This window comes from Bradyrhizobium sp. SZCCHNR1051, assembly GCF_032489615.1.
Classification (GTDB): domain Bacteria; phylum Pseudomonadota; class Alphaproteobacteria; order Rhizobiales; family Xanthobacteraceae; genus Bradyrhizobium.
In genome coordinates this window covers 182,725-208,221 of sequence record NZ_JAUEYJ010000016.1, presented here as the reverse complement: position 1 = coordinate 208,221, position 25,497 = coordinate 182,725, and the positions used below count along the sequence as shown (strand labels likewise).

24 protein-coding genes are annotated in these 25,497 nt (G+C 65.7%); 13 read left to right on the top strand and 11 right to left on the bottom strand.

Going from position 1 to position 25,497, the window contains the following annotated elements; genetic code table 11:
• Nucleotides 1–304 precede the first annotated feature (304 nt).
• Nucleotides 305–1,522, top strand: coding sequence for a bifunctional alpha/beta hydrolase/OsmC family protein (locus QW868_RS20870; RefSeq protein WP_316231372.1), 1,218 nt, complete (start codon nucleotides 305–307; stop codon nucleotides 1,520–1,522).
• Nucleotide 1,523: 1 nt separating this feature from the next.
• On the opposite strand, the gene QW868_RS20865 is transcribed toward QW868_RS20870, so the two are convergent.
• On the bottom strand, nucleotides 1,524–2,570 hold the full coding sequence (locus QW868_RS20865; RefSeq protein ID WP_316231381.1) for a YeeE/YedE family protein: 1,047 nt from the start codon (nucleotides 2,568–2,570) through the stop codon (nucleotides 1,524–1,526).
• 232 nt (nucleotides 2,571–2,802) lie between these two features.
• On the opposite strand from QW868_RS20865, the gene paaI reads away from it, so the two are divergent.
• Entirely contained in the window at nucleotides 2,803–3,252 is a 450-nt protein-coding gene (paaI, locus tag QW868_RS20860; RefSeq protein ID WP_316231371.1) for a hydroxyphenylacetyl-CoA thioesterase PaaI, read from the top strand.
• Nucleotides 3,253–3,295: 43 nt separating this feature from the next.
• Nucleotides 3,296–4,624, top strand: coding sequence for a phenylacetate--CoA ligase PaaK (gene paaK, locus QW868_RS20855; RefSeq protein ID WP_315737213.1), 1,329 nt, complete (start codon nucleotides 3,296–3,298; stop codon nucleotides 4,622–4,624).
• Between the two features lie 246 nt (nucleotides 4,625–4,870).
• Here paaK and paaE read toward each other — a convergent pair whose 3' ends face one another.
• From paaE to QW868_RS20815, 8 genes are all read right to left on the bottom strand, one after another.
• Complete coding sequence (paaE, locus tag QW868_RS20850) at nucleotides 4,871–5,950, bottom strand: 1,2-phenylacetyl-CoA epoxidase subunit PaaE (RefSeq protein ID WP_315737212.1); 1,080 nt, start codon at nucleotides 5,948–5,950, stop codon at nucleotides 4,871–4,873.
• A 135-nt stretch (nucleotides 5,951–6,085) separates the two neighbouring features.
• Nucleotides 6,086–6,589, bottom strand: coding sequence for a 1,2-phenylacetyl-CoA epoxidase subunit PaaD (paaD, locus tag QW868_RS20845; RefSeq protein WP_316231370.1), 504 nt, complete (start codon nucleotides 6,587–6,589; stop codon nucleotides 6,086–6,088).
• Nucleotides 6,583–7,359, bottom strand: a complete 777-nt coding sequence (gene paaC, locus QW868_RS20840; protein WP_316231369.1) for a 1,2-phenylacetyl-CoA epoxidase subunit PaaC — start codon at nucleotides 7,357–7,359, stop codon at nucleotides 6,583–6,585. The genes paaD and paaC overlap by 7 nt, the downstream gene beginning before the upstream one ends.
• A 133-nt stretch (nucleotides 7,360–7,492) precedes the next feature.
• The gene (gene paaB / locus QW868_RS20835; RefSeq protein WP_315737209.1) at nucleotides 7,493–7,780 is read right to left on the bottom strand and encodes a 1,2-phenylacetyl-CoA epoxidase subunit PaaB; all 288 of its coding nucleotides are present in this window, start codon (nucleotides 7,778–7,780) and stop codon (nucleotides 7,493–7,495) included.
• Between the two features lie 13 nt (nucleotides 7,781–7,793).
• A complete protein-coding gene (paaA, locus tag QW868_RS20830) occupies nucleotides 7,794–8,783 on the bottom strand; it encodes a 1,2-phenylacetyl-CoA epoxidase subunit PaaA (RefSeq protein ID WP_315737208.1) in 990 nt (329 codons plus the stop codon).
• A 78-nt stretch (nucleotides 8,784–8,861) separates the two neighbouring features.
• Nucleotides 8,862–9,743, bottom strand: a complete 882-nt coding sequence (gene paaX, locus QW868_RS20825; RefSeq protein ID WP_315737207.1) for a phenylacetic acid degradation operon negative regulatory protein PaaX — start codon at nucleotides 9,741–9,743, stop codon at nucleotides 8,862–8,864.
• 93 nt (nucleotides 9,744–9,836) lie between these two features.
• Entirely contained in the window at nucleotides 9,837–10,313 is a 477-nt protein-coding gene (locus QW868_RS20820; protein WP_315715766.1) for a phasin, read from the bottom strand.
• A gap of 188 nt (nucleotides 10,314–10,501) precedes the next feature.
• Nucleotides 10,502–11,272, bottom strand: coding sequence for a hypothetical protein (locus tag QW868_RS20815; RefSeq protein ID WP_315776427.1), 771 nt, complete (start codon nucleotides 11,270–11,272; stop codon nucleotides 10,502–10,504).
• A gap of 146 nt (nucleotides 11,273–11,418) precedes the next feature.
• Here QW868_RS20815 and QW868_RS20810 point away from each other — a divergent pair, with 146 nt between their 5' ends.
• Complete coding sequence (locus QW868_RS20810) at nucleotides 11,419–12,339, top strand: alpha/beta hydrolase (protein WP_316231368.1); 921 nt, start codon at nucleotides 11,419–11,421, stop codon at nucleotides 12,337–12,339.
• A 102-nt stretch (nucleotides 12,340–12,441) separates the two neighbouring features.
• Here QW868_RS20810 and QW868_RS20805 read toward each other — a convergent pair whose 3' ends face one another.
• Together QW868_RS20805 and QW868_RS20800 are read right to left on the bottom strand one after the other, a co-directional pair.
• Nucleotides 12,442–13,446: an alpha/beta hydrolase gene (locus tag QW868_RS20805; RefSeq protein ID WP_316231367.1), complete on the bottom strand. Its 1,005-nt coding sequence runs from the start codon at nucleotides 13,444–13,446 to the stop codon at nucleotides 12,442–12,444.
• A 139-nt stretch (nucleotides 13,447–13,585) separates the two neighbouring features.
• Nucleotides 13,586–13,846: a DUF6489 family protein gene (locus QW868_RS20800; RefSeq protein ID WP_315715763.1), complete on the bottom strand. Its 261-nt coding sequence runs from the start codon at nucleotides 13,844–13,846 to the stop codon at nucleotides 13,586–13,588.
• Nucleotides 13,847–14,368: 522 nt separating this feature from the next.
• Between QW868_RS20800 and QW868_RS20795 the strand changes: the two genes are divergently transcribed.
• The 9 genes from QW868_RS20795 to QW868_RS20755 all read left to right on the top strand — a co-directional run bounded on the left by QW868_RS20795 (nucleotide 14,369) and on the right by QW868_RS20755 (nucleotide 25,468).
• Nucleotides 14,369–15,964: an ABC transporter substrate-binding protein gene (locus tag QW868_RS20795; protein WP_315737203.1), complete on the top strand. Its 1,596-nt coding sequence runs from the start codon at nucleotides 14,369–14,371 to the stop codon at nucleotides 15,962–15,964.
• Between the two features lie 108 nt (nucleotides 15,965–16,072).
• Complete coding sequence (locus QW868_RS20790) at nucleotides 16,073–17,053, top strand: ABC transporter permease (RefSeq protein ID WP_315737202.1); 981 nt, start codon at nucleotides 16,073–16,075, stop codon at nucleotides 17,051–17,053.
• 2 nt (nucleotides 17,054–17,055) lie between these two features.
• Nucleotides 17,056–18,021, top strand: a complete 966-nt coding sequence (locus tag QW868_RS20785) for an ABC transporter permease (protein ID WP_315737201.1) — start codon at nucleotides 17,056–17,058, stop codon at nucleotides 18,019–18,021.
• 34 nt (nucleotides 18,022–18,055) lie between these two features.
• Nucleotides 18,056–19,039: an ABC transporter ATP-binding protein gene (locus tag QW868_RS20780; protein ID WP_315776424.1), complete on the top strand. Its 984-nt coding sequence runs from the start codon at nucleotides 18,056–18,058 to the stop codon at nucleotides 19,037–19,039.
• On the top strand, nucleotides 19,036–20,031 hold the full coding sequence (locus QW868_RS20775) for an oligopeptide/dipeptide ABC transporter ATP-binding protein (protein WP_315776423.1): 996 nt from the start codon (nucleotides 19,036–19,038) through the stop codon (nucleotides 20,029–20,031). The genes QW868_RS20780 and QW868_RS20775 overlap by 4 nt, the downstream gene beginning before the upstream one ends.
• Nucleotides 20,032–20,178: 147 nt before the next feature.
• On the top strand, nucleotides 20,179–21,981 hold the full coding sequence (locus QW868_RS20770; protein WP_316231366.1) for a gamma-glutamyltransferase family protein: 1,803 nt from the start codon (nucleotides 20,179–20,181) through the stop codon (nucleotides 21,979–21,981).
• Between the two features lie 15 nt (nucleotides 21,982–21,996).
• Nucleotides 21,997–22,707, top strand: coding sequence for a DUF1028 domain-containing protein (locus tag QW868_RS20765; protein ID WP_316231365.1), 711 nt, complete (start codon nucleotides 21,997–21,999; stop codon nucleotides 22,705–22,707).
• A gap of 84 nt (nucleotides 22,708–22,791) precedes the next feature.
• A complete protein-coding gene (locus QW868_RS20760) occupies nucleotides 22,792–24,303 on the top strand; it encodes an ABC transporter substrate-binding protein (protein WP_316231364.1) in 1,512 nt (503 codons plus the stop codon).
• 223 nt (nucleotides 24,304–24,526) lie between these two features.
• Nucleotides 24,527–25,468, top strand: a complete 942-nt coding sequence (locus tag QW868_RS20755; RefSeq protein WP_315776419.1) for an ABC transporter permease — start codon at nucleotides 24,527–24,529, stop codon at nucleotides 25,466–25,468.
• Nucleotides 25,469–25,497 lie beyond the last annotated feature (29 nt).

Genomic DNA, 25,497 nt, shown 5'->3' with positions numbered 1-25,497 from the left:
CCCGCGTTGACCGTTTCTTTCGAATGCCCATCGCAACCTCCTCATCGAGTGTTGCGACGACCAATTGAATCCACCGGGATGTCCTCAGCCGTACCTGTGGTTCTGCCGCCTGCATTTTTTCCGCAGGCGGGCCATGGGGGCGGCAGGCTCCCGACCTTCCCTGCGCCCTCTCGATTGCAGAGGGGCAAAGATCCGCAAAGCTCGGGCCGTTGCAGGGCCGCGAGAATGCGCCATCATGTCTGCTGGAATGGCCTTATCTGTTGTATGACGATGTGCAGTGAAGACGCAACGAATGGGGCCCAAAATGGCGACCGAACGTTTCCAGTTTGAAGGCGCAAGCGGCGAGCAGCTTGCCGCTGCGCTCGACCTGCCCAACGGTTCGCCGCGCGCTTACGCGCTGTTCGCGCATTGCTTCTCCTGCGGCAAGGACACGCATGCGGCGCGGCGCATCGCCATGGCGCTGACGGCGCATGGCATCGCCGTGCTGCGGTTCGACTTCACCGGCCTCGGCTCCAGCGAAGGCGACTTCGCCAACACGACGTTCTCCTCCAACGTCGCCGATCTCGTCCGCGCCGCCAATCATCTGCGCGAGACCCGACAGGCGCCGGCGATCCTGATCGGCCACAGCCTCGGCGGCGCCGCCGTGCTGGCGGCCGCCGGCGCCATTCCCGATGCGAAAGCCGTCGTGACGATCGCCGCGCCTTCGGATCCGGGCCATGTCACCAACATGTTCAAGGACGGCCTCGAGGCGATCCGCCGCGACGGCTCGGCCGAGGTCTCGCTCGCGGGGCGCCCGTTCCGGATCAGCAGCTCCTTCCTCGACGACATCGCCGAGCAGCGCCTGCTCGACAAGGTCAAGCATCTGCACAAGGCACTGCTGGTGATGCACTCGCCTGTCGACGAGACCGTCGGCATCGACAACGCGACCCACATTTTCGTCGCCGCCAGGCATCCGAAGAGCTTCATCTCGCTCGATCACGCCGATCATCTCATCAGCAGCAAGCTAGATGCCGCCTATATCGCCGAGGTGATCGCGAGCTGGGCCGGCCGCTACGCCGCACCGGCGCCGGTCGAGCTTGCGGCCACCGATGGCCCGCGCGACGTCGTCGTGCGCGAGACGCGGGCGAGCAAGCTGCAGCAGAGCATCGCGCTCGGGCCCCACCATCTCACCGCAGACGAGCCGCTCTCCGTCGGCGGCCAGGACTCCGGTCCGGGCCCCTACGACCTTCTGCTCGCGGCGCTCGGCGCCTGCACCTCGATGACGATGCGGCTCTATGCCGACCGCAAATTGCTGCCGCTCGACCTGATCACCGTGACCCTGCGTCACAACAAGATCCATGCGGAGGACTGCGCGGCGTGCGAGACCAAGGTCGGGCTGATCGATCAGCTCGAGCGCGAGATCCACATGGACGGCGCGCTCGATGAGGAGCAGCGCAGGAAGCTGATGGAGATCGCCGACAAGTGCCCGGTGCACCGGACGCTGACGTCGGAGATCCGCATCGTCACGCGCGCGACGGACTGAGCTAACGCGCCGCTTCCGGCTCCATCTTCAGCGGCCGCACGCGCAAGGCGCCGCGCAGGCCTGCGGCCGTGCCGATGAAAATGCCGGTGATGGCAACGAACGATGGCAGCGCCAAAGTGGAGAGTCCCGTGAGCCCCTGCCCGACCGAGCAGCCCAGCGCCATCACGCCGCCGATGCCCATCAGCGCGGCGCCGCCAACCGAGCGCAGCATGTGATTCGGCGAGTGAAAACCTTCGAGCTTGAAGCGGCGCGTGACCAGCGCCGTCACGAGACTCCCCGCCAGCACGCCGGCGACCGTCGCGATGCCGAAGTTCACCGTCGAGCCGGTCGACAGCATCACATATTGCAGGCCGTCGGCGATCGGCGCGACGAAGGTCAGGGACGCCACCGGCACCGGGTTGAAATCATCGGCGCCGAGATAGCCGGTCGCGAACCAGCCGGCCGCGATCAGCAGGCCGACGACGAGGCCCGCGAGCATCTGCCCCGGTGCGCGCCGGAACGGCGCATGCGCGAAGGCGAACACGATCAACACGCTGCCGAGCGCGAGCGCCGGCAAGAGGCGCGCCGGCGCACCGTGCAGGCCGCCAGTCGACAGCAGCACAGGAAGCGATGCCGCCATGGCCGTGGTCTGCGAGGCCTGCATCAGCGCGATGCGCAGCGGCGCGATCAGGCCCTTCAGGGTCATCTCGGCTGCGATCGCCAGCACCGTCACCACGACGAAGGAGCGCAGATTGCCGCGGCCGAGCAGCACCAGCGCGCGCGAGCCGCAACCGTTGGCGAGCACCATGCCGTAGCCGAACAGGACACCGCCCAAGAGCATCATCGGCACCGAGAAGGTCGGCTGCAGATAGATCGATCTGCCGAGATCGACGACGGCATTGGCGGCGAGCACCTGCGTCGCGACGACCGCGACGCCCATCGCCAGCGCATAGGTCCGCACCAGACGGCCGTCGCCGTCGGCCCACCAGCCGCGCAGGCTGCTCATCATGCAGAAGCCGCTGAGCAGCCCGACCACGCCATAGATCAGGCCGACCATGAGACCGGCCAACACGGCCAGATTGGCGGCTTCGGGCACGTTCAGGAATCCTTCCGGTTGCGGACAACACGCGCGTTGCGCAGGCAGCGCTTTCGCTTGACGCGCGCAGAATATTTGCCACGATGTCGCACCTAACTAGATGAGAATGCTTGTTCCAACAAGCATCGACGGGAGAGAACGCCGTGATTTCAGAAACGCATCCTCAGGGGTGGCCGGCGCATTGCGCATGCATGGAGGCCGCACGGTGAGCGGCGTGGCGACACTTTCCCCCGACGCTCTCGCCCGCGCCTGCGCCGACGCGATGTGGCAGGATGATCGCGCCAGCCAGGGGCTCGGCATGCACATCGTCGAGATCGGCCCCGGACGCGCCACCCTGCAGATGAAAGTGCAGCCTCACATGGTCAACGGCCATGGCATCGCCCATGGCGGCTTCATCTTCACGCTGGCCGATTCCGCCTTCGCATTCGCCTGCAACTCGCGCAACGACCGCACCGTCGCCGCGCAGGGCAGCATCAGCTTCATCCGCCCCGGCAAGCTGGGCGACATCCTGGTGGCACGCGCGCACGAGGTGTCGCGCAGCGGGCGCTCCGGCATCTATGATGTCCGCGTTACGGCAGGCGACACGGTGATCGCCGAATTCCGCGGCCATTCGCGCAGCATCGGCGGCACGCTGGTCCCGGCCGCCGCGAGCTGATCCGCTTCCCTATCGCCCCGCGCCCCTGCCGGAGGACCTGACCATGACATCGACCAAGCTTCAATCGACCGGCAGCTACGTTCCCGAGATGGACGAAACCGAGCGGGCCTCGCGCGACGAGATCATGGCGCTGCAGACCCGCCGGCTCGCCTGGTCGCTCAAGCACGCCTACGACAACGTCGCCCATTACCGCCAGGCTTTCGACAAGGCCGGCGTGCATCCGTCGGATTTCCGCGAGCTTGCCGATCTGGGCAAGTTTCCGTTCACGGTGAAGACCGACCTGCGCGACAATTACCCGTTCAACATGTTCGCCGTGCCGCGCGAGCAACTGGTACGGGTGCACGCCTCCTCGGGCACGACCGGCAAGCCGATCGTGGTCGGCTATACCCGCAACGACATCGCGACCTGGTCGGCCGTGATGGCACGCTCGATCCGCGCCGCCGGCGGCCGCAGCGGCATGATCATCCACAACGCCTATGGCTACGGCCTGTTCACCGGCGGCCTCGGCGTCCACTACGGCGCCGAGCAGCTCGGCTGCACGGTGGTGCCGATCTCCGGCGGCATGACCGAGCGGCAGGTGCAGCTGATCAATGATTTCCGCCCTGACATCATCACCGTGACGCCAAGCTACATGCTGGCAATCCTCGACGAGTTCAAGCGTCAGGGCCTCGATCCGCGGCAGAGTTCGCTCAGGATCGGCATCTTCGGCGCCGAGCCATGGACCAATGCGATGCGCGCCGAGATCGAGGACGCATTTGCGATGGATGCCACCGACATCTACGGCCTGTCCGAGGTGATCGGCCCTGGCGTGGCGCAGGAATGCCTGGAAACCAAGGACGGACTGCACATCTGGGAGGATCACTTCTATCCGGAGATCGTCGATCCCGACACCGGCAAGGTGCTGCCCGACGGCGAGATGGGCGAACTGGTGTTCACCTCGTTGACCAAGGAGGCCTTCCCCGTCATCCGCTATCGCACCCGCGATCTGACCCGGCTGCTGCCGGGCACCGCGCGGCCGGGCATGCGACGGATGGAGAAGGTCACGGGCCGCTCCGATGACATGATCATCCTGCGCGGCGTCAACCTGTTCCCGTCACAGATCGAGGAGATCCTGCTGTCGACCGAATGGTGCGGCGGCCATTTCATGTTGGAGCTGACGCGCGAGGGCCGCATGGACGAGCTGACGATCTACGCGGAGTCGCGACCGGAGCATTGGGACGAGACCGGCCTCGGCGCGCACGCCGAGCGCATCTCCATCCACATCAAGAACACCATCGGCCTCACGGCAAAGGTGAAGGTCGTCCCGCCCGACACGCTGGAGCGCTCGGCCGGCAAGGCGAAAAGGATCAAGGACAAGCGGCCGGTAGGGTAGCCGTTCAGAGATGAAATCGAGATTGAGCGCCGATGACAGTGAGCTCCCTCGCCCCGCTTGCGGGGCGAGGGTTGGGGTGAGGAGGGCTCTCCACGCACCGAACTCGCGGAGAGTCCCCCTCACCCGGATTGCATCTAACGATGCAATCCGACCTCTCCCCGCAAGCGGGGCGAGATGCAGCGAGCGAGCCGAGCGAGCGTGCTCACGTCAGCCTCGATCAGCAGTCGAAATTTCGCGGCCACTACCTCACACATGATCGTAGTCCACCACCACGCGCTCCGTCACCGGCCTGGCCTGACACGTGAGCACAAAGCCAGCCTGCAGCTCCCATGGCTCCAGCGAGTAGTTCAGCTCCATCTCCGCTCTCCCCTCCACCAGCTTGGCGCGGCAGGTCGAGCACATGCCGCCCTTGCAGGCGAAGGGCAAGTCCACACCGGCGCGAAGCGCGGCGTCGAGAATGGCCTCGCCGTCGGCGACCGGGACCTCGCGGCGCTTGCCGTCGATGATCAGCGCGGCGATCGCCTTGGGGGGCGCCGTATCAGGCACGACAGCTTTCGGCCGCGGCTTGCCGCCGGCGCCCGAGACGAAGCGCTCGACATGGACGCGCTCGTCAGCGATGCCGAGCGCGCGGCAGGTGGCCGCGATGTCCTCGCTCATGCCGGTGGGGCCGCAGATGAAGACATGATCGATGCTCTCGGCCGGCACCAGCGAACGCAGCAGCACGCGCACCTTCTCGCCGTCGAGGCGGCCGTGCAGGATCGGCAGGTCCTGCTCCTCGCCGGAGATGACGTGGAACACCGAGAAGCGGTCGAGGAAGCGATCCTTCAGCTCCTCGAGCTGTTCGCGGAACAGCATGCCTGCGGTGGTGCGGTTGCCGTAGAACAGGAAGAAGCGGCTGCGCGGCTCCCGCGCCAGCACGGCTTTCACGATCGAGAGGATCGGCGTGATTCCGGAGCCGGCGGCAAGGCCGACATGAGTACGCGCGGCCTCAGGCTGCAGTGCCACGCCAAAACGGCCGGTCGGCGTCATGACGTCGATCTCGTCGCCGCGCCTCAATTCGTCGGTGACGAAGCTGGAGAATGCGCCGCCATCGACACGCTTCACGGCGATCCGGATCTCGTCGTCATCGGGACCGGAGCAGATCGAATAGGAGCGCCGGACCTCCTCGCCGCCGAGCGTGGTCTTGAGCGTGAGGTATTGCCCTGGCGCGAAGCGATAGTCATCGGCAAGCTCGTTCGGAATCGCAAAGGTCAGCGACACCGCATCGGGCGCCTCCCGGCGCAGGTCACGGACGGCGAGACGATGGAAGCGTGGCGTTGTCGACATCGAACCTATCTCCACGTCATTGCGAGCGCAGCGAAGCAATCCAGAGCTGCGCACTCGACTCTGGATTGCTTCCGCCTACGCCCTTCGAGCTTCGGCGGACAAGTCGCTGCGCTCGCAATGACGGATGTGGCAGCATCAGTGGCACTTGAAATAATCGAACGGCTCGCGGCACGATCTGCAGCGCCACAGCGCCTTGCACGAGGTCGAGCCGAACTCGGCGAGCTGCTCGGTGTTGGCGGATCCGCATTGCGGACACGCGACCTCGGCCAGGCCGAACAGCGCGCGCCGGCCGCTCGACGGCTGCGGCGGCGCGATGCCGTACTCCCGCAGCTTGCGTCGCCCCTCCTCGCTCATCCAGTCCGTGGTCCAGGCCGGCGACAGCACAGTGCGCACGCTGGCCTCGCGGAAGCCGGCGCGCTCCAGCGCCAGCTCGATCTCGAGCGCGATCATGTTCATCGCCGGGCAGCCGGAATAGGTCGGCGTGATCGCGACGTCGACCCGTTCGCCGACCACCTCGACCTCGCGCAGCACGCCGAGATCGTCGATCGTCAGCACCGGGATTTCCGGATCGGCCACCGACGCGGCCGCGTCCCAGGCGCGCTGGCGCAGCTCGGCCGGGCTGGTCTCGGCGACTACCACGACGCACCGGGGAAGCTGCGCTGCATGTATTGCAGCTCGCTCAGGAGATGACCGAGATGCTCGCTGTGACGGCCGTCGCGGCCCCCCTGCTGCATCCAGTCGTTCTCCGGCAGCACCAATGTCGCCTCGCGCGCGACATGCGAGACGATCGACAGCCATTCCGGCAGCAGCATCGTCGGATCGATCGCGATGCCGGCATCGATCAGGCCGCGCTCCGCATCGTCGACACTGAACATCTCTCCCGTATAGGCCCAGAGATCGTCGATCGCAGCCTGCCCGCGGCGGTGGCTTTCGTCGGTGCCGTCACCGAGCCGGATCACCCATTCGCTGGCATGGCGCAGATGATAGGCGCATTCCTTCTCAGACTTGGCCGCGATCGCCGCCAGGGTCGCATCGGTGGAGCCCATCATGCCCCGCCAATAGAGATCGGCGAACGCCGCGTAGAAGAGCTGGCGCACCATCGTATGCGCGAAGTCACCATTCGGGCGTTCGACCAGCAGCAGGTTACGGTACTGTCTGACGTCGCGGAGATAAGCGAGCTTGTCCTCGTCGTTGTCGCGGCCCTCGACCTTGGCGGCGTAGCCATAGAGCTCGCGCGCCTGGCCGATCAGGTCGAGCGCCATGTTGGACAGCGCCATGTCCTCTTCCAGCATCGGCGCATGGCCGCACCATTCGGAGAGGCGATGGCCGAGGATCAGCGCATCGTCGGCGCGGCGCAAGGTGTAGAGCACCAGCGGGGTCTCGGAGACGGTGATCGAGGGTGCGGTCATGGTTGTGATCCGATCAGCCCGCCACGAACTCCGTCATTGCGGACGCGGCGAAGCAATCCAGGGATTCATCCGAGCAGGCAGTCTGGATTGCTTCGCTGCGCTCGCAATGACGACGACTGAGATCCTCAGCCGATCACATATGCCCGACTTCCTCGGGCACCTCGTAGAACGTCGGGTGGCGATAGATCTTCGACTCCGCCGGCTCGAACATCATGCCCTTGTCGGCGGGATCGGACGCGGTGATCGCGCTCGACGGCACCACCCAGATCGACAGACCCTCGCCGCGGCGGGTGTAGATGTCGCGCGCGGCCTGCAGCGCCATGGTCGCATCCGGCGCATGCAGCGAGCCGCAATGCTTGTGCGCGAGCCCGTTGCGGCTGCGGATGAAGACCTCCCACAACGGCGTGTTCGGCGTCGCCATTTCGATCTCCCTGCTATTCGGCCGCTTGCGCCATCTGGCGCCGCGCGCGCTTCTCTGCATAGGCCGCGGCGGCCTCGCGCACCCAGACGCCGTCGGCATGCGCCTTGCGGCGCGCCGCCATCCGGTCGCGGTTGCACGGGCCGTTGCCGGCCAGCACCTGCTTGAACTCGTTCCAGTCGATCGGGCCGTGCCGCCAATGGCCCTGCTCGTCCTGTTTCATCTCGGGATCAGGAATCGTCAGACCGAGATACTGCGCCTGCGGCACGGTGGCATCGATGAACTTCTGGCGCAGTTCGTCATTCGAGAAGCGCTTGATCTTCCACTTCGTCGAGGTGTCGCTGTGCTGGCTGGCCTGGTCGGGCGGGCCGAACATCATCAGCACCGGCCACCACCACCTGTTCAGCGCATCCTGCGCCATCGCCTTCTGCTCGGCGGTGCCGCGGCAGAGCGTCAGCATGATCTCGTAGCCCTGCCGCTGATGGAACGATTCCTCCTTGCAGACGCGGATCATCGCGCGCGCATAGGGACCATAGGAGCAGCGGCACAACGGAATCTGGTTCATGATCGCGGCGCCGTCGACCAGCCAGCCGATCACACCGATATCCGCCCAGGTCAGGGTGGGATAGTTGAAGATCGAGGAGTACTTCGCCTTGCCGGCCAGCATCGCATCGACCAGTTCCTCGCGCGAGGCGCCGAGTGTCTCGGCGGCGGCGTAGAGATACAGCCCATGGCCGCATTCGTCCTGGACCTTGGCGAGCAACGCCGCCTTGCGGCGCAGGCTCGGCGCGCGCGTGATCCAGTTGCCCTCGGGCAGCATGCCGACGATTTCGGAATGGGCGTGTTGGGAGATCTGCCGGATCAGCGTCTTGCGATAGGCCGACGGCATCCAGTCATTGGGCTCGATGCGCTCCTCGGCATCGATGCGGGCCTGAAAGCGCGAGGCGCGTCCAGCGTCCTCGGCGAAGCTGCCCTCCTCGGGCGAATTGAGCGCCTGCGTGTACATGCGGCGGCGTCCTCCCAGGACTTGGTTGCCGCCAATATATAACGATATTTTATCCGTGCAATCGAATTCTGTAATATATCAGGGTGCCTCATGCACGTCGGCGAAACGCCGCTGCAGCGCCGCGCCGGCCTCCGGCAACGGGCCCTGATCGTTGGTCGCATGGGCGTCGAGCCAGCGCTCGGAACCCGGCAGCAGCAACCGATAGATCTCGCCACACAGCGCCCGGGCCTGCCGTCCCGGCCAATTCCCCGGCAGCAACTCAGCCGGCAGCAGCGGATCGCGCAGCACGATGCGCCGGTAGTGGTGGATCAGCAGGATCCGCGCGGTGAAGGCCTGGCCGGCGGAGAGCGCCTCGCCGCGCGCGATGCTGTCCTTGAGCGGCGCAAAGGAGGCGGTGAACTTGCGGTACGCCTCCGCCGTCCGCTCCAGCGCCCAACTCTCGGCCACCAGCCGCCGCGCCATGTCGGAGCCGGCGGAGGCCTGCAGGCGGACAGCCCCCTCCACAGCGTCAGGGACGGCGATGCTCGCGGGGGCCACGAACACGCCGGGCAGCGGGCTGCCGAAACCGGCATCGCGCAGGGCGGCGCGCGCCTGCTCGCGATCATCGGCGCTGCCGATGAGCAGCAATTCGAAGCTGCCGTTCCATTCCGCCGGCGGCGAATCGTAGATGTGGCGGGTGGCACCGGCGAAGGTCTGCTCGCCGCGCCGGGTCAGGCGATAGAAGCTGTTGCGGCCTATTCTGGTGCGCTCGAACCAGCCTTCCGCCGTCAGCCGCGACATCGCCGTGCGCACTACGCTGCCGTCGATGGCCAGCCCTTCGAAGAAGGCGAGCAAGGTGCCGAGCCAAACGCTGCCGCCCCGCGGCACGATGGCGTCGCCGAACACGGTGATGATCAGCGACCCCGTGCGCGACGGCTCGCTCTTGAGCTGATGGACGATCCGGGACAGCGGCTGCGGCATGGCGAAGGCTTTAGCCGGTTTCACCCGATCGCAAAAGAAAAGGCCCGCACGATGCGGGCCTTGCAGGTCGATCGTCTGACGCGCGAGACGCGCTCAGGCGGTCTTGTTGTAGGCCTTGGCCATGTTCTCCTGGGCGAGCTTGGCACCCTCGGTGACGAGCTTGCCGACATACTCGCTGGTCGACTTGGCTCGGGCGACGAGCGCCTCGCCACGGGCACGGGCCAGCTCACCCTGGATCTGGACGGCCTCGCTGATCGACTTGGCGGACGCCAGCCGATCGATGCCGTCGAAGAAGGCCTCGGTGTCCTGATACAGCGCCTGCTGAATGTTGCGGCTGATCTTGCCGGCCTCGGTCACGCCGTCGAACACAGCGGTCTCGATCGCCGACGTCACCTTCTCGGAGCCAGCGAGGGCCTCCGCAGCGCGCTCCTTGGCGGTCGACGCGGTCTTCTTGACGAACTCCCGCGCGGACTCCGGCACTTCCATCGTCTGCAGGTTCTTGAACGCGTCGGTCACCGGTGCAAAGGCATCCTTGACGGTGTCGAACACGGTATTGGTCTCGGTGGTCATGGCTGTCTCCATCCTCAATGGTTCTGAGCTATGGGCTCACTCCGTCCCTTATGAAACCGGAGTGGCTCAGCTATATCATTCCGAATGGTGCGTCGCAACATAAATGTTGCAATGCACCATCTTGGGATAAGAGGTAAGGACTCGCCACCTCAGAGCGCCCCGCGCAAGTCGGGGCGTTCGGGCGACCCTCAGTGCTCGGCAGGGGCGCCGCCGTGCTTCTTGTTGCGGTTCTTCCCCGACCGGGCCGGCTCGGCCGGCTTTGGAGCCGCATCATCAGCCTTGGGCGCGGCGTCGACCGGCTGCGACGGCTTCATCGTGTCGAGCATGGCCCGGATTTCGCGCAGCTCTGCCTCGATCGCGACTGTCGGTGACGGATCGGGTGCTTTGGCAGCGTTCAGCGCCTGGTCGAGCAATGCTTTGATCTCGCTCAACTGAGGCGTGACGTCGACGGCGGGTTTTGCCGCCGGTTGCGGAGCCTTGGTTGCGGCAAGAAGCTCGTTGAGCAAGTCCTTGATCCCCTTCAAGTCCGGCGTGACGTCGCGCGGCGGCGCCACGACTGGCGCGGCCGCCTTGGACGCGGAGAGAAGCGAATCCAGCATGCTCTTGATCTCGTTCAACTGCGGAGCGGGATCGGCGAGCGCCTTCGCAGGCACCTGTGTGGAAGCCAGCAGCTCCTTCAACAGCGCCCGCGTCTCCGCCAGCTCGCCCTCGATGGAGGCGAGCCGCTCATTCAAGGCGGTGAGCTGACCACGGCTCGGCACGTTCATGCCGGCGAAGTAGTTTTCCATCAGATCGACCATGGGCTTCTGTCCGTTTCCTGAACCAGTTGCGGGATCATTGGAGGATGGACGGGGCGTCACGCCCATCGGGCGCAGCCGCGTGAAGGCGCTGAAGCTCCTCTGCATCTCACCGACCATCTGCTGCCAGAATGCGATCGGGTCGCCGGATTTGTTCGCCATCGGCACGCTCCTTCAGACCAACACAAGACTCAAACACAACCTCTCATAGCACGCCTTCGTTGCGGTGCGGGAGAACTTGTAGCTTGCTTCTCTCAAGCAACAGACCCATGCCATAGAGGGTTCCAAGGCTTTGAACGAGGGATCAAGTGACTGCAACTGCTCATCAGCTGCCGCAGACTGTGCGCGCCAACGGTATCGACATCTGCTATGAGATCTTCGGCGACCCGGCTGCCCCTCCCCTCGTGTTGATCATGGGCCTCGGCGGGCAGATGATCATCTGGTATGATGAGTTCTGCGAACAGCTCGCAAGCCGCGGCTTCCGCGTGATCCGCTTCGACAACCGCGACATCGGCCAGTCGAGCAAGCTGCATGGCGGTCGCCGGTTGACGCCGTTCGAGCTGATCAAGCTGCGCTTCTTCAACATTCCCGTCTCCGCACCCTACAAGCTGCTCGACATGGCCAAGGACACGGTCGGCCTGATGGACGCGCTCGACATCAAGTCGGCGCATCTGGTCGGCGCCTCGATGGGCGGCATGATCGCGCAGGAGATCGCGATCTCCTTTCCGCATCGCGTGCGCTCGCTGACGTCGATCATGTCGACGACCGGCAATCCGCGTATCCCGCCGCCGACGCGCGAGGTCGCGATGCTGCTGATGGCGCCGCCGCCGAAGACCAAGGACGAGTACATCAAGCGCTTCCAGAAGACCTGGAAGGCGCTGCGCGTCGGCTCATTTCCCGAGGACGAGGCAAATGACGTGGCGCTCGCCGAACGCTGCTTCGCGCGCGGCATCAATCCCGCCGGCGTCGGACGTCAGTTGCGCGCGATCCTGGCCTCCGGCAGCCGCAAGCCGCGGCTGCATCTGGTGACGGCGCCGACACTCGTGATCCACGGCAAGGTCGACCCGCTGGTTCATCCCACCGCCGGCAAGGACACCGCGGAGTCGATTCCAAATGCCAAGCTCCTGATGATCGACGGCATGGGCCACGCCACTCCGCGGCCGATGTGGCCGCAGATCATCGACGCGATCGCCGAGCACGCGCACGGCGCGAATGCGCAGGCGGCTTAGGAGAGCCGACGCGCTGCGTCGGCAGGCTTGACGACACCTGTTGTTGTTGTTTGGCTCGGCCGCAGCCTCTCACTCGGACGTGCAATCTGCCTCGGCCGTTCTTCAACCGAACCGTCGCCGCCGCCATTCGATCAGCTTGGCGCTGACCTCCGCGGGCTGCTCCTGCTGCGTCCAATGGCCGCTGTCGCGGACGAGATGTTTCTCCAGGTCCGGCACCAGCTTCTCCATGCCGTCAGCGGCCGAGGGCGGCAGCACGGCGTCGTTCTCCGCCATGATCATCAGTGCCGGCACCCGCATCGTATGATCGAGCCCTTCCGAGCGCTGCCAGTTCCGCGTCATGTTGCGATACCAGTTGATGCCGCCGGTGAAGCCGGTGCGTGTGAAGGTGTCGACGAACACCTGCTTCTCCGCCTCCGACAGGATCGGCTGCCGCATGTCCTTGGCGGCGTCATAGGCCGCGATCATCTGTGGGAACGCCAGGTTGAGCGATGGCGAGGCTGCGATCCCGCCGGCCGACGGCTCCGTCGGCGGCGCATCGCTGCGCGGCAGCGGCTTGCGCATGAAGGCATCGAAGGTCTCCGCGACGCGGCTGCCGAAGATGCGATCCGGTTCGCGTGCGGGATCCTGGAACTGCACGATGTACATCATGTCGCCGAACCGCTTACGCATGATGGCAATGGGATCAGCGGGCGCGCGTGGCAGATGCGGCGTGTTGATGCCGACGACGCCGGCGACACGCTGCGGATAGCGCAGCGGCATCTGCCAGACGACGAAGCCGCCCCAGTCGTGACCGACGAAGATCGCCTTGTCGATCTTCAGGTGATCGAGCAGACCGACGAGGTCGGCGGTGAGATGCTCGAGATCATAGGCCTCGACCGGCTCCGGCCGGTCGGTCGCGCCATAGCCGCGCTGATCGGGTGCGATGACGCGGATGCCGGCCTCGGCCAGCGCCTTGATCTGATGCCGCCAGGAAAAGGCCAGTTCCGGCCAGCCGTGACAGAGGATCATCGGCGGCCGGTCGCTGACGGGGCCCGCCTCGTAATAGCCCATGCGAATGCCGTTGGTCGTCGCGAACTGCAGCGCCGGCATCCAAGACGGATCGGTCATGCATCCTCCCCTGAAGCTGTTCAGCCGGCCTTTTTCGACCGGTCTTCGGCGTCGGCGTGGAGCCTGCTCCATGCCGTGACGTCACGCCGCTTCTCTTCGGAGTTCCGCGCAAGCGAAATCCGTGCAGCCGTCGGCCGCGTCAGGCCGACTTCTTGTCGTTCGAGCGGCTGCCGCCGAGGCCCGTCATGGTCAGCATCAGGTCCTGAAACCGTTCGGCCAGGCGGGGATCGAAGGTGAACCAGCTCTGCATGATGGCTTCGGGCGTCAGCTTGTCGATGTTGCTCGTCATCTGGTTCTGCAGCCGGTCCATGACCGCGGCCTGCATCGGACCGACATCGGGAAGTCCGAAAAACTGCCGCGCTTCGAGCGGTGTGCAATCGATCTCGATATTGACTTTCATGTCCGCTCCGCTGTTCGAACCATCCCGACGCCAGCCCGGGCCGGGCTCCCTTCACCAGGAACGCCGATCCCGGACTCGCGGCAGGGGGTGTCCAGTATCACCGCGCCGCCCCCCTTCTAGCAAGCGGCGCCTTGCTGCAGGTGCGCAATTCCCGGGACATGGTCAATCCGGGAGCCTTCCGCCCATCCCGGACGCCGCCCCCCGCGTGCGCCGCACAGCGGCGGCGGGGGATAACCTTATCGTTTAGGCTTAAACAAACTGCACTTGTGTGCCGCCGCTGAACTCTGGCAACATATTCTGATCGATCTGCCGCGGGTCGTACGGCGCACCGCCAGGCCAGAGCCAACGGGATCAGTTCATTCCGGCGCGGCATCAGACTTGCAAGCATATCGCCCGGCGTCTTGTTGCTTCTTGAAGTTCGTGCAAGAGGCGCTGCAGAAATCACGAACTTCGAAGCAAGGCAGGCCGGACACAATCGCGCCTGCCGAGAAAACAAGCGTCAAACGCGGAGAATTTGAACATATGTCGGGACGCAAATCCCTGCTCATCGCGGCAGCGGTCGCATTCGGCCTCGCCGTCATGCCGGCCTCGGCCCAGACCCTGCGCTACGCCAACCAGGGCACCCTGAAGTCGCTCGATCCCTATACCTTCAAGGAATCGACCACGATTGCGCACCATGCCCACGTCTATGAGGGACTGACCGCGCGCGACAAGGACCTGAAGATCGTCCCCGCGCTGGCCGAGAGCTGGGAAACGCCCGAGCCGACCCGCTGGCGCTTCCATCTGCGCAAGGGCGTCAAGTTCCACAATGGCGAACCCTTCACCGCCGACGACGTGATCTTCTCCGCCGATCGCGTCCGCGCCACCGGCTCCAACTTCCTGTCCAACGTTCCGCCGGACGCAAAATTCATCAAGGTCGACGACTACACGGTCGACGTGAAGCTCGATGCCCCCAATCCCATCCTGATCTCGCAATGGGATACGTGGTACATCATGAGCAAGAAGTGGTGCGAGGACAACAACTCGGTCGCGCCGACCCCGGTGTCGGCAACCACGCCGAGCTACGCCGCGCTGCATGAGAACGGCACCGGCCCCTTCATCATCGAGAGCCATCAGCCCGGTGTGAAGACCGTGTTCAAGGTCAATCCGAACTGGTGGGGCAAGCCCGAGCACAATCTGAAGGAGATCGTGTTCACCACCATCGCCTCCGACGCCACGCGCGTCGCCGCGCTGCTGTCCGGCGAGGTCGACATCATCGAGCCGGTCCCGGTGCAGGATATCGGCCGCGTCGATTCCAGCCCGAACGCCCAGGTCCTGAAGGGGCCCGAGCTGCGCACGATCTTCCTTGGCATGGACGAGACCCGTGACGAGCTGCTCTACTCCAACGTCAAGGGCAAGAATCCGTTCAAGGACATTCGTGTCCGCGAAGCGTTCTACAAGGCCATCGACATCGAGCTGATCAAGACCCGCGTCATGCGCGGCCTGTCGACGCCGTCGGCGCTGATGATCGCGCCGCAGCTCTATGCGCTGTCGAAGGAGTTCACGCGGCCGAAATACGATCCCGACGCGGCCAAGAAGCTGCTGACGGAGGCCGGCTATCCCGACGGCTTCGAGGTCGGCATGGACTGCCCCAACGACCGCTACGTCAACGACGCCGCGATCTGCCAGGCCGTCGTCGGCATGCTCGCGCGCATCGGGGTCAAGGTGAACCTGAATGCGCAGCCCAAGGCGCAGTACTTCGCCAAGGTGCTGAAGCCCGGCGGCTACAACACCTCGTTCTTCCTGCTCGGCTGGACGCCGTCGTCGATGGACGCCCACAACGTGATGCACGACATCATGGGCTGCCGTGACGACGCCAAGGACGCCACCCGCGGCGAAGCCAATCTCGGCAATTACTGCAACAAGGAGTTCGACGCCCTGACCGACAAGGTCCTGGTCGAGACCGATACCGCCAAGCGCGATCAGTTGATCAAGCAGGCCTTCGAGATCGGCATCAAGGATTACGGCTACATCCCGCTGCATCAGCAGGCGGTGGCCTGGGGCGTCTCGAAGAAGGTGAAGATCCCGCTGCGCGCCGACAACGCCGTGCTGCTGTTCCTCGCCACCAAGACCGAGTAGTCCACACGCGACGACTAGTCCCGGAAAGCAGAACTGCTTTTCGGGACTTTTCATTTCCTGCGGCAAGTGCTACGCGCCGCCGCATCTCGAAGGATCTGAAAGGATCAGATGCTCGCCTTCGCGCTTCGCCGAGCAATTCAGGCCATCGGCGTCATGATCGCCGTCGGAATCATCGCGTTCGCCATGTTCCGTTTCGCCGGAGATCCGGTGAGCCAGATCGTGCCGATCGACGCGTCGGCCGCGGAACGGGCCAGCATCCGCCAGTCGCTCGGCCTCGACGATCCCTTCATCGTCCAGTTCGGCCGTTATCTGTTCGACGCGGCGCAGTTCAAGTTCGGCGTCTCCTATCAGTTCCGGCAGCCGGTTTCCGATCTGCTCAAGGAGCGCATGCCGGCGACGCTGGAGCTTGCGATCTGCGCGACGATCCTGGCGCTGTTCTTCGGCATCCTGATGGGCGTGTTCTCGGCGCTGCACCGCGACTCGCTGCTCGCCAAGCTGTTCCAGATGGTGTCGCTGATCGGCATCTCCTTGCCGACCTTCCTGATCGGCATCCTCCTGATCTATCTGTTCTCGGTCACGCTGGGCTGGCTGCCGTCGTTCGGCCGCGGCGACACCGTCAGGCTCGGCTGGTGGACATCAGGCCTGTTCACCGTCTCAGGCTGGAAGGCGCTGATCATGCCCTCGATCACGCTCGGCCTGTTCCAGATGACCTTGATCATGCGGCTGGTCCGCGCCGAGATGCTCGAGGTGCTGCGCACCGACTACATCCGCTTCGCCCGCGCCCGCGGGCTGACCACTCGCGCGATTCATTTCGGCCACGCGCTGCGCAACACGCTGGTGCCGGTGATCACCGTGGTCGGCCTGCAGTTCGGCTCGGTGATCGCGTTCTCGATCATCACCGAGCAGGTGTTCCAATGGCCGGGAATGGGCCTGTTGTTCGTGCAGGCGGTGCAGAACGTCGACATCCCGATCATGGCGGCCTACCTGATGATGGTGTCGCTGATCTTCGTCACCATCAATCTCGTGGTTGATATCCTCTACACCGTGGTCGATCCGCGCCTGCGCGCGACCATCAGCCGGCCGGCCTGATCATGAGCGACGCAGCCCTTCCTCATCCCACTCCCGTCGAGACGCCGCGCGCCACCGACGGATGGCTGAAGCGTGCGCTTGCGAGCGACCTGTTCTATTCCTTCCGCCGCTCCAAGCTGACGGTCGCCGCGGCCGTGATCACGCTGTTGTTCTTCCTGCTGGCGATCTTCGCGCCGCTGCTGTCGCCGCAGAACCCGTTCGACCCGGCCCAATTGCAGCTGTTGAACTCGCGGATTTCGCCGCTATGGACCGCCGACGGACAGAGCCCGTTTTTGCTCGGCACCGACGAGCAGGGTCGCGACGTGCTCTCGGCCATCCTCTACGGCCTGCGGATCTCGCTCCTGGTCGGCATTCTCGGCGTCGCCTTTTCCGGCGCGCTTGGCATCGGCCTCGGCCTGATCGCGGGCTATTTCGGCGGCCGGGTCGACACCGTGATCATGCGCATCGCCGACGTCCAGCTCACCTTTCCGCCGATCCTGATCGCTCTGCTGGTCAACGGCATCGCCAAGTCGGTGTCCGGCAACCGGCTGGACTGGCTCAGCATGCTGGTCGTGCTCGTGCTGGCGATCGGCCTCTCCTTCTGGGTGCAATATGCGCGCACGGTGCGGAGCTCAGTGCTGGTCGAGAAGAACAAGGACTACGTCGCCGCAGCTCAGCTGATCGGCCTGCCCGCGCCCGTCATCATGCTGCGCCACGTGCTGCCCAACACCACCGGTCCCGTGCTGGTGATCGCCACCATCAACCTGGCGCTGGCGATCATCACCGAGGCGACCTTGTCGTTCCTCGGCTCGGGCATGCCCGAAACGATGCCCTCGCTCGGGACCCTGATCCGGATCGGCAACAACTATCTGTTCGCTGGCGAATGGTGGATCGTCGCCTTCCCCGGCATCGCTTTGGCCGGACTGATCCTCGCCATCAACCTGCTCGGCGACTGGCTGCGCGACGCCCTCAACCCGAAACTGCGATGACCCGCGCGAATGCGTCCTTCCGAGGCTTGAGCTCATGACCGCCCCCGTTCTGTCCGTGCGCAACCTGCAGGTCGAGTTCGCGACCCGGCGCGGCACCCTGCGCGCGATCGACGGCGTCTCCTACGACATCGCCAAGGGCGAGGTGCTCGGCGTCGTCGGCGAATCCGGTGCCGGCAAATCCGTCACCGGCCTCGCCGTGATCGGCCTGATCGATCCTCCGGGCCGCATCTCCGGCGGCGAGATCCAGCTCTCGGGATTGCGTGTCGACAATCTGCCGCCGGAGGAGATGCGCAAGGTGCGCGGCAAGCGCATCGGCATGATCTTCCAGGATCCGCTGACCTCGCTCAATCCGCTGTATCGCGTCGGCGACCAGATCATCGAGACCATCAGGACCCACACCAACCTCACCGAGCAGCAGGCGCGCAAGCGAGCCATCGACCTGCTCGCCGAGGTCGGCATATCGGCGCCCGAGAAGCGCATCGACGGCTATCCGCACGAATTCTCCGGCGGCATGCGCCAGCGCGTCGTGATCGCGCTGGCGCTGTGCGCCGAGCCGGAGCTGATCATCGCCGACGAGCCGACCACCGCGCTCGACGTTTCCGTGCAGGCGCAGATCATCTCGCTGATCAAGCGGCTCGGCCGCGACCACGGCACCGCCGTGATGCTGGTGACCCACGACATGGGCGTGATCGCCGAGACCTGCGACCGCGTCGCGGTGATGTATGCCGGCCGCGTGGCCGAGATCGGCCCGGTGCAGGAGGTGATCAATAACCCGCTGCACCCCTACGCCAAGGGCCTGATGGGTGCGATCCCGACGCTCGCGGGCGAGGAGAAGCGGCTGGTGCAGATCCCAGGCTCGATGCCGCGGCTGTCCGCGATCCCGCCCGGCTGCTCGTTCAATCCGCGCTGCAGCTTCGCCTTCGATCGCTGCCGCGTCGATCGGCCGGAGCCGCTGCGCCAGGGCACGCAGGCGGTCGCCTGTCATCTGTACGATCGCGCCACGGAGACCGCGGCATGACCGATTTCGTCGAGGTCAAGAACCTGCGCCGGGTCTTCGATGTCTCGAAACCCTGGCTCAACCGCGTGATCGAGCGTCAGCCGCAGGAGTTCCTGAAGGCGGTCGACGGCGTCAGCTTCGGGATCAGGAAGGGCGAGACCTTCGCGCTGGTCGGCGAATCCGGCTCGGGCAAGACCACGGTCGCGCGCATGGTGGTCGGGCTGCTGCCGCCGACGTCGGGCGAGGTGATCATCGACGGCGTGTCGATGAGCGATGCGCGCCAGGCCCAGGTGCGGCGCACGCTGCGCCGCCGCATCCAGATGGTGTTCCAGGATCCTTACGCGAGCCTCAATCCGCGCTTCCGCGTCGATAGCATCATCGCCGAGCCGATCCGCGCCTTTGACATCATCGAGGGTGAGCGCCAGATCAAGGACCGCGTCGGCGAGCTGCTGACCCTGGTCGGCCTGCATCCCGACGACGGCCAGAAGTTTCCGCACGAATTCTCCGGCGGGCAGCGCCAGCGTATCGCCATCGCGCGCGCGCTCGCCTCGGAGGCCGAGTTCATCGTCTGCGACGAGCCGACCTCGGCGCTCGACGTCTCCGTACAGGCGCAGATCCTCAATCTGATGCGCGACCTGCAGGACAAGTTCGGCCTGACCTATCTGTTCATCAGCCACAATCTCGCGGTCGTGCGCCACATGGCGAGCCGCATCGGCGTGATGTATCTCGGCCGCATCGTCGAGATCGCGGACGGCCGCACGCTGTTCAGCGATCCGCGCATGCCCTACACCAAGATGCTGCTCGGCGCGGTGCCGGACCTGTCGATGTCGGGCCGCCAGCGCATTCCGGTCAAGGGCGAGATCCCGAACCCGATCAACCCTCCTCCGGGCTGCACCTTCAACCCACGCTGTCCCCTCGCGTTCGATCTGTGCCGGCAGCAGGCGCCCGAGCTGATCGGCGGCGTTGCCTGCCATGCGGTGAACCAGCCGGCCGCGGCCGCTGTGCCGGCCTGAGTTGTGATGAGCGATGAGGCGAAATTTGAATGGATCGTCATTGCGAGGAGCGAAGCGACGAAGCAATCCAGGGCGTCATCCACGGTCCTGGATTGCTTCGCTTTCGCTCGCAATGACGGCGACTCGATAGGATAGGCAAAGCCGGCCATGAGCTTCATCAACCCCGATCCCTTCACGACCCGCCCCGAGATCGACGGCACCTTCGGCGTCGTCACCTCGACGCACTGGCTGGCCACCGCCGTCGGCATGGCGATGCTGGAGCGCGGCGGCAACGCCTTCGATGCCGGCGTCGCGGCGGCCTTCACCCTGCAGGTGGTGGAGCCGCATCTGAACGGTCCCGGCGGCGACGTGCCGATCATCCTGCACGACGTCACGCGCGGACGCACCGAGGTCATCTGCGGCCAGGGCCCGGCGCCATCAGGCGCCACCATTGCGCACTACAAGCGCGAAGGCCTCGACATGGTGCCCGGCACCGGCCTGCTCGCGGCCTGCGTGCCCGGCACCTTCGAGTCCTGGATGCTGCTGCTGCGCGACTATGGCACGATGCGGCTGCGCGACGTGCTGGAGCCGGCAATTTCGTACGCGCGCGACGGCTATCCGCTGGTCGAGCGCGTCTCCGCGACGATCCAGACCGTCGAGCAACTGTTCAAGACGCATTGGCCGACCTCGGCCGCGCTCTATCTGCCCAATGGCGAGGTGCCGAGGCCGGGCACGCTGTTCACCAATCCACAGCTTGCGGAAACCTACGCGCGCATCCTGAGCGAAGGCGAAAGCGCGGGTGGTGATCGCGACGCGCAGATCGAGCGCGCGCGCAAGGCCTGGTCGCAGGGCTTCGTCGCCGAGGCGATCGACCGCTTCTGCCGGACGCAGGAGGTGATGGACGTCTCGGGTTCGCGTCACAAGGGCGTGCTGACCGCCGACGACATGGCGCGCTGGCAGCCGACCATCGAGGCGCCGCTCACCTACGAGTACGGCCGCTACACCGTGTGCAAGGCCGGCGTCTGGAGCCAGGGCCCGGTGCTGCTGCAGCAGCTCGCACTGCTCAAGGGATTTGCGCTCGACGGCCTCGATCCGACCGGACCCGACTTCATCCATTGGCAGATCGAAGCGGCGAAGCTTGCGTTCGCCGACCGCGAAGCGTTCTACGGCGATCCGAAGTTTGCCGACATCCCGATCGGCATGCTGCTGTCCGATGCCTACAACGACGAGCGGCGCAAGCTGATCACCGACAAGGCCTCGCTCGAGCTGCGTCCCGGCACGCTCGACGGCTACGGCGCCAAGGTGAAGCTGCGCGAGGCCCAAGGCCACCGCGAGGCCGTCGGCGCAATGGGCTCGGGCGAGCCGACCGTCGGCCGCTTCGGCGAGGTGCGCGGCGACACCGTGCATTTCGACATCATCGATTCCCAAGGCAACATGATCTCGGCGACGCCCTCCGGCGGCTGGCTGCAATCATCGCCGGTCATCCCCGAGCTCGGCTTCTGCCTGGGGACGCGCGCGCAGATGTTCTGGCTGGAGGAGGATCATCCGGCCGCGCTGGTGCCGGGCAAGCGTCCGCGCACCACGCTGTCGCCGACCATGGCGCTGCGCGACGGCGAACCCTACGTCGCCTGGGGCTCGCCCGGCGGCGACCAGCAGGACCAGTGGAACACGCAGTTCTTCCTGCGCCACGTCCATGCCGGCATGAACCTGCAAGAGTCGATCGACGCGCCGGCGTGGCACTCCGAGCATTTCCCGATCTCGTTCTGGCCGCGCACCGCGCGCCCCGGCGTGCTCGTGGTCGAGGGCCGCGTGCCCAAGGCGACCGTCGAGGAGCTGCGCCGCCGCGGCCATGTGGTCGAAGTCGGCCCCGACTGGTCGGAGGGCCGCCTCACCGCGGCCTCCCGCGTGGGCCGCCGCCGCCGCGCCGCGGCCAATCCGCGGGGCATGCAGGGTTACGCGGCCGGACGATAAGAGAGCGACGCGACGATGACCTGGTCGATCATTGCCAAGGACGATCTCACCGGCCAGATCGGCATCGCCGTCGCCACCCGCTTCTTCGCCGTCGGCGCGCGCGTGCCCTTCATCGTCGCCGGCCACGGCGGCATCGCCACCCAGGCGCTGGTCAATCCCTATTACGGCATCGACGGCGTCACGCTGCTGCGCGACGGCCGGCATCCGCGCGAGATCGTGCAACTGCTGACATCTGCCGATCCCGGCCGCGAGAGCCGCCAGCTCCACATCCTCGATCGCAACGGCCAGATTGCCGCCCACACCGGCCGCGACTGCATCGATTGGTGCGGCCATCTCGAAGGCCGGGGCTTTTCAATTGCCGGCAACATGCTGGCCGGCCCACAAGTGCTGAACGAGACCGCGAACGCCTTTCTCGCCAACAGCGCTCTGCCCCTCGCCCTGCGCCTGATCGCCGCCATGAAGGCCGGCGAGGCCGCCGGCGGCGACAAGCGCGGCAAACAGTCCGCTGCCCTCCTCGTCCACGGCAAGGAGGAATGGTCCGAGCTCGATCTGCGCGTCGACGATCACCCCGATCCGCTGGCAGAGCTCGAACGACTGGAGACCGTCAGCCGCAAGCATTGGGCCGTATTCCGGCAGTTCATGCCGACGCGCGACAATCCTGCAGGGATCACGGATCGCGCCACGATTGATGCCGGCATCGCCGCCGCGCTCGCGAACCAGACATGACCAAGCCGGAAGCATGGCACGTGATCGGGGTTGGTATTGATAGTGCAACAACGCAGGCTGCATTCGCGTGAGGGACATCGGATGATGAGGAACTGGTGCTTGGCCGCGGTCGCGGCCGTTGTCGTGGCCTCTTGGGGGCCGGTCGCGCAGGCGCAGACCACCTTGCGCATCGGCCTTGCCGAGGACCCCGACGTTCTCGATCCGACCATGGCCCGCACCTATGTCGGCCGCATCGTCTTCGCCGCGACCTGCGACAAGCTGTTCGACATCGACGAGAAGCTGAACATCGTGCCGCAGCTGGCGCTGTCGCAGGAGACCTCGGCCGACGGCAAGGAGGTCATCATCAAGCTGCGGCCCGGCGTGAAATTCCACGACGGCGAGCCGTTCGACGCTGAGGCCGCCAAATTCTCGCTCGACCGCCACCTCACCCTCCCCGGCTCGTTCCGCAAGCCCGAGCTGGCGTCGCTCGATCATATCGACGTCGTCGATCCCTTGACGATCAAGCTCGTCCTGAAGGCGCCATTCTCGCCGCTGATCGCCCAGCTCACCGACCGCGCCGGCATGATGGTGTCGCCGAAGGCGGCCAAGGAGGCCGGCGACAAGTTCGGCCTGCGCCCGGTCTGTGCCGGTCCCTACAAATTCGTCGAACGTGTCCAGCAGGACAAGATCGTATTCGAGAAGTTCGCCGACTACTGGAACAAGGACAACGTCTTCATCGACAGGATCGTCTACCAGCCGATCGTCGACGCCACCGTGCGGCTGGCGAACCTGAAATCCGGCGCGCTCGACCTGATCGAGCGCGTGCTCGCCACCGACATCAAGGACGTGCGCGCCGATTCCAAGCTCGCGCTCTCGACGGCGATCGAGCTCGGCTATCAAGGCATCACGCTCAACATCGGCAAGGACAAGGCCAAGGGTCCGCTCAGCCAGTCCGCCAAGGTGCGGCAGGCGCTCGACCTCGCGATCGATCGCGAGGCGCTCAACCAAGTCGTCTTCAACGGCGAGTTCATGCCGGGTAACCAGTGGGTCAATCCCTCGCATCCCTACTATCAGAAGGCCTTCCCTGTCCGTGCTCGCGATGTCGAGAAGGCAAAGGCGCTGCTGAAGGAGGCCGGCGTCACGCCGCCTGTCGCGGTCGATTTCATGGTGCCGAAGGGCGCCGAGACCGAGGCCGCCGCCCAGGTCGTGCAGTCGATGGCTGCCGAGGCCGGCTTTGACCTGAAGATCCGGGTCACCGAGTTGGCGACCTCGCTGAAGCAGGCCGAGGCCGGCGACTATCAGGCCTTCATGCTGTCATGGAGCGGCCGCATCGATCCCGACGGCAACAGCTACGTGTTCCTGCACCGCAACGCGCCGCAGAACTACAGCGTCTGGGCCAACGCCGAGGCCGACAAGGCGCTCAGCGACGCGCGGCTCGTGACCGACATGGCCCAGCGCAAGGCGCTCTACGAGAAGCTGACGAAGCTCGAGATCGAGGACGAGCCGATCCTCTACCTCTATCACCGCCGTATCCTGATCGCGCACACCAAGAAGCTCGAAGGCTACAAGCAGATGCCGGACGGCCTGGTGCGCGTGGTCGGGCTGAAGCTGAAATGAGCGGTCAGGTGGCCTCTGTTCGCCGGGACGCGCAGCCGACGCGGCGAACTCCCTCTGCTCCCTCCCCCCTTGTGGGGGAGGACTGGGGTGGGGAGTGCCACGCACTCCGATCCCGCTTGGGGCACCCCCCTCCCTGTCCCTCCCCCACAAGGGGGGAGGGAACGCAGGAGGCGCGACCTGCATCCGACGGCCGACATCTTCAGCGCCGCAGGAAGAGCTGATCATGCTGACCTTCCTCGCGCGCCGCCTCGGCCAGATCATCCCGACGCTGATCTTCGTCTCCATCCTCATCTTCTCGCTGCAGCAACTCCTGCCCGGCGATCCCGCCCTGGTGATGGCCGGCGAGGAGCGCGATCCGGCGGTGATCGAGCAGATCCGCAAGCAGTATCGCCTCGACCAGCCGCTGCCCGTTCAGTACGGCTACTGGATCAAGGGCGTGCTCTCGGGCGATTTCGGCGAGTCGCTGCGCATCAAGATGCCGGTGCGCGATCTCATCCTGCAAAAGCTGCCGGTGACCCTGCAGCTCGCGTCGATGGCGATCGTGATCGCGTTCCTGATCGGCATTCCCGCCGGCATCATTTCCGCCGTGAAGCGCGGGACGGCCTGGGACTATGCCGCAAACTTGTTTGCGCTGTGGGGCATCTCGACGCCGAACTTCTGGCTCGGCATCATGCTGATCTTCCTGTTCTCGATCCAGCTCGGCTGGCTCCCCGCCTCCGGTTACGTCTCGCCCGCCGAGGACTGGCGGGCCAGCCTCGCCGCCACCATCATGCCGGCCTTCGTGCTCGGCAATGCCATCGCCGCGATCCTGATGCGCCACACCCGCAGCGCGATGCTGCAGGTTCTGAGCAGCGACTACATCCGCACCGCCCGCGCCAAGGGCATCTCCGAACGCCAAGTCATCCTCGGCCATGCGCTGCGCAACGCCTTGACGCCGGTCATCACGCTGGGCGCGCTCGAGCTCGGCACGCTGTTGTCCGGTGCGGTGCTGACCGAGCAGATCTTCTCGATCCCCGGCTTCGGCAAGCTGATCGTCGATGCCGTGTTCAATCGCGACTACGCGGTGGTGCAGGGTGTCGTGCTGGTGACCGCCACCGTCTACATCATGCTGAACCTGATCGCCGATCTCGCCTATGTCCTCGTCAACCCGCGGCTGAGGAGCTGACATGGTCGAGACGACGCTGTCAGCTCCGC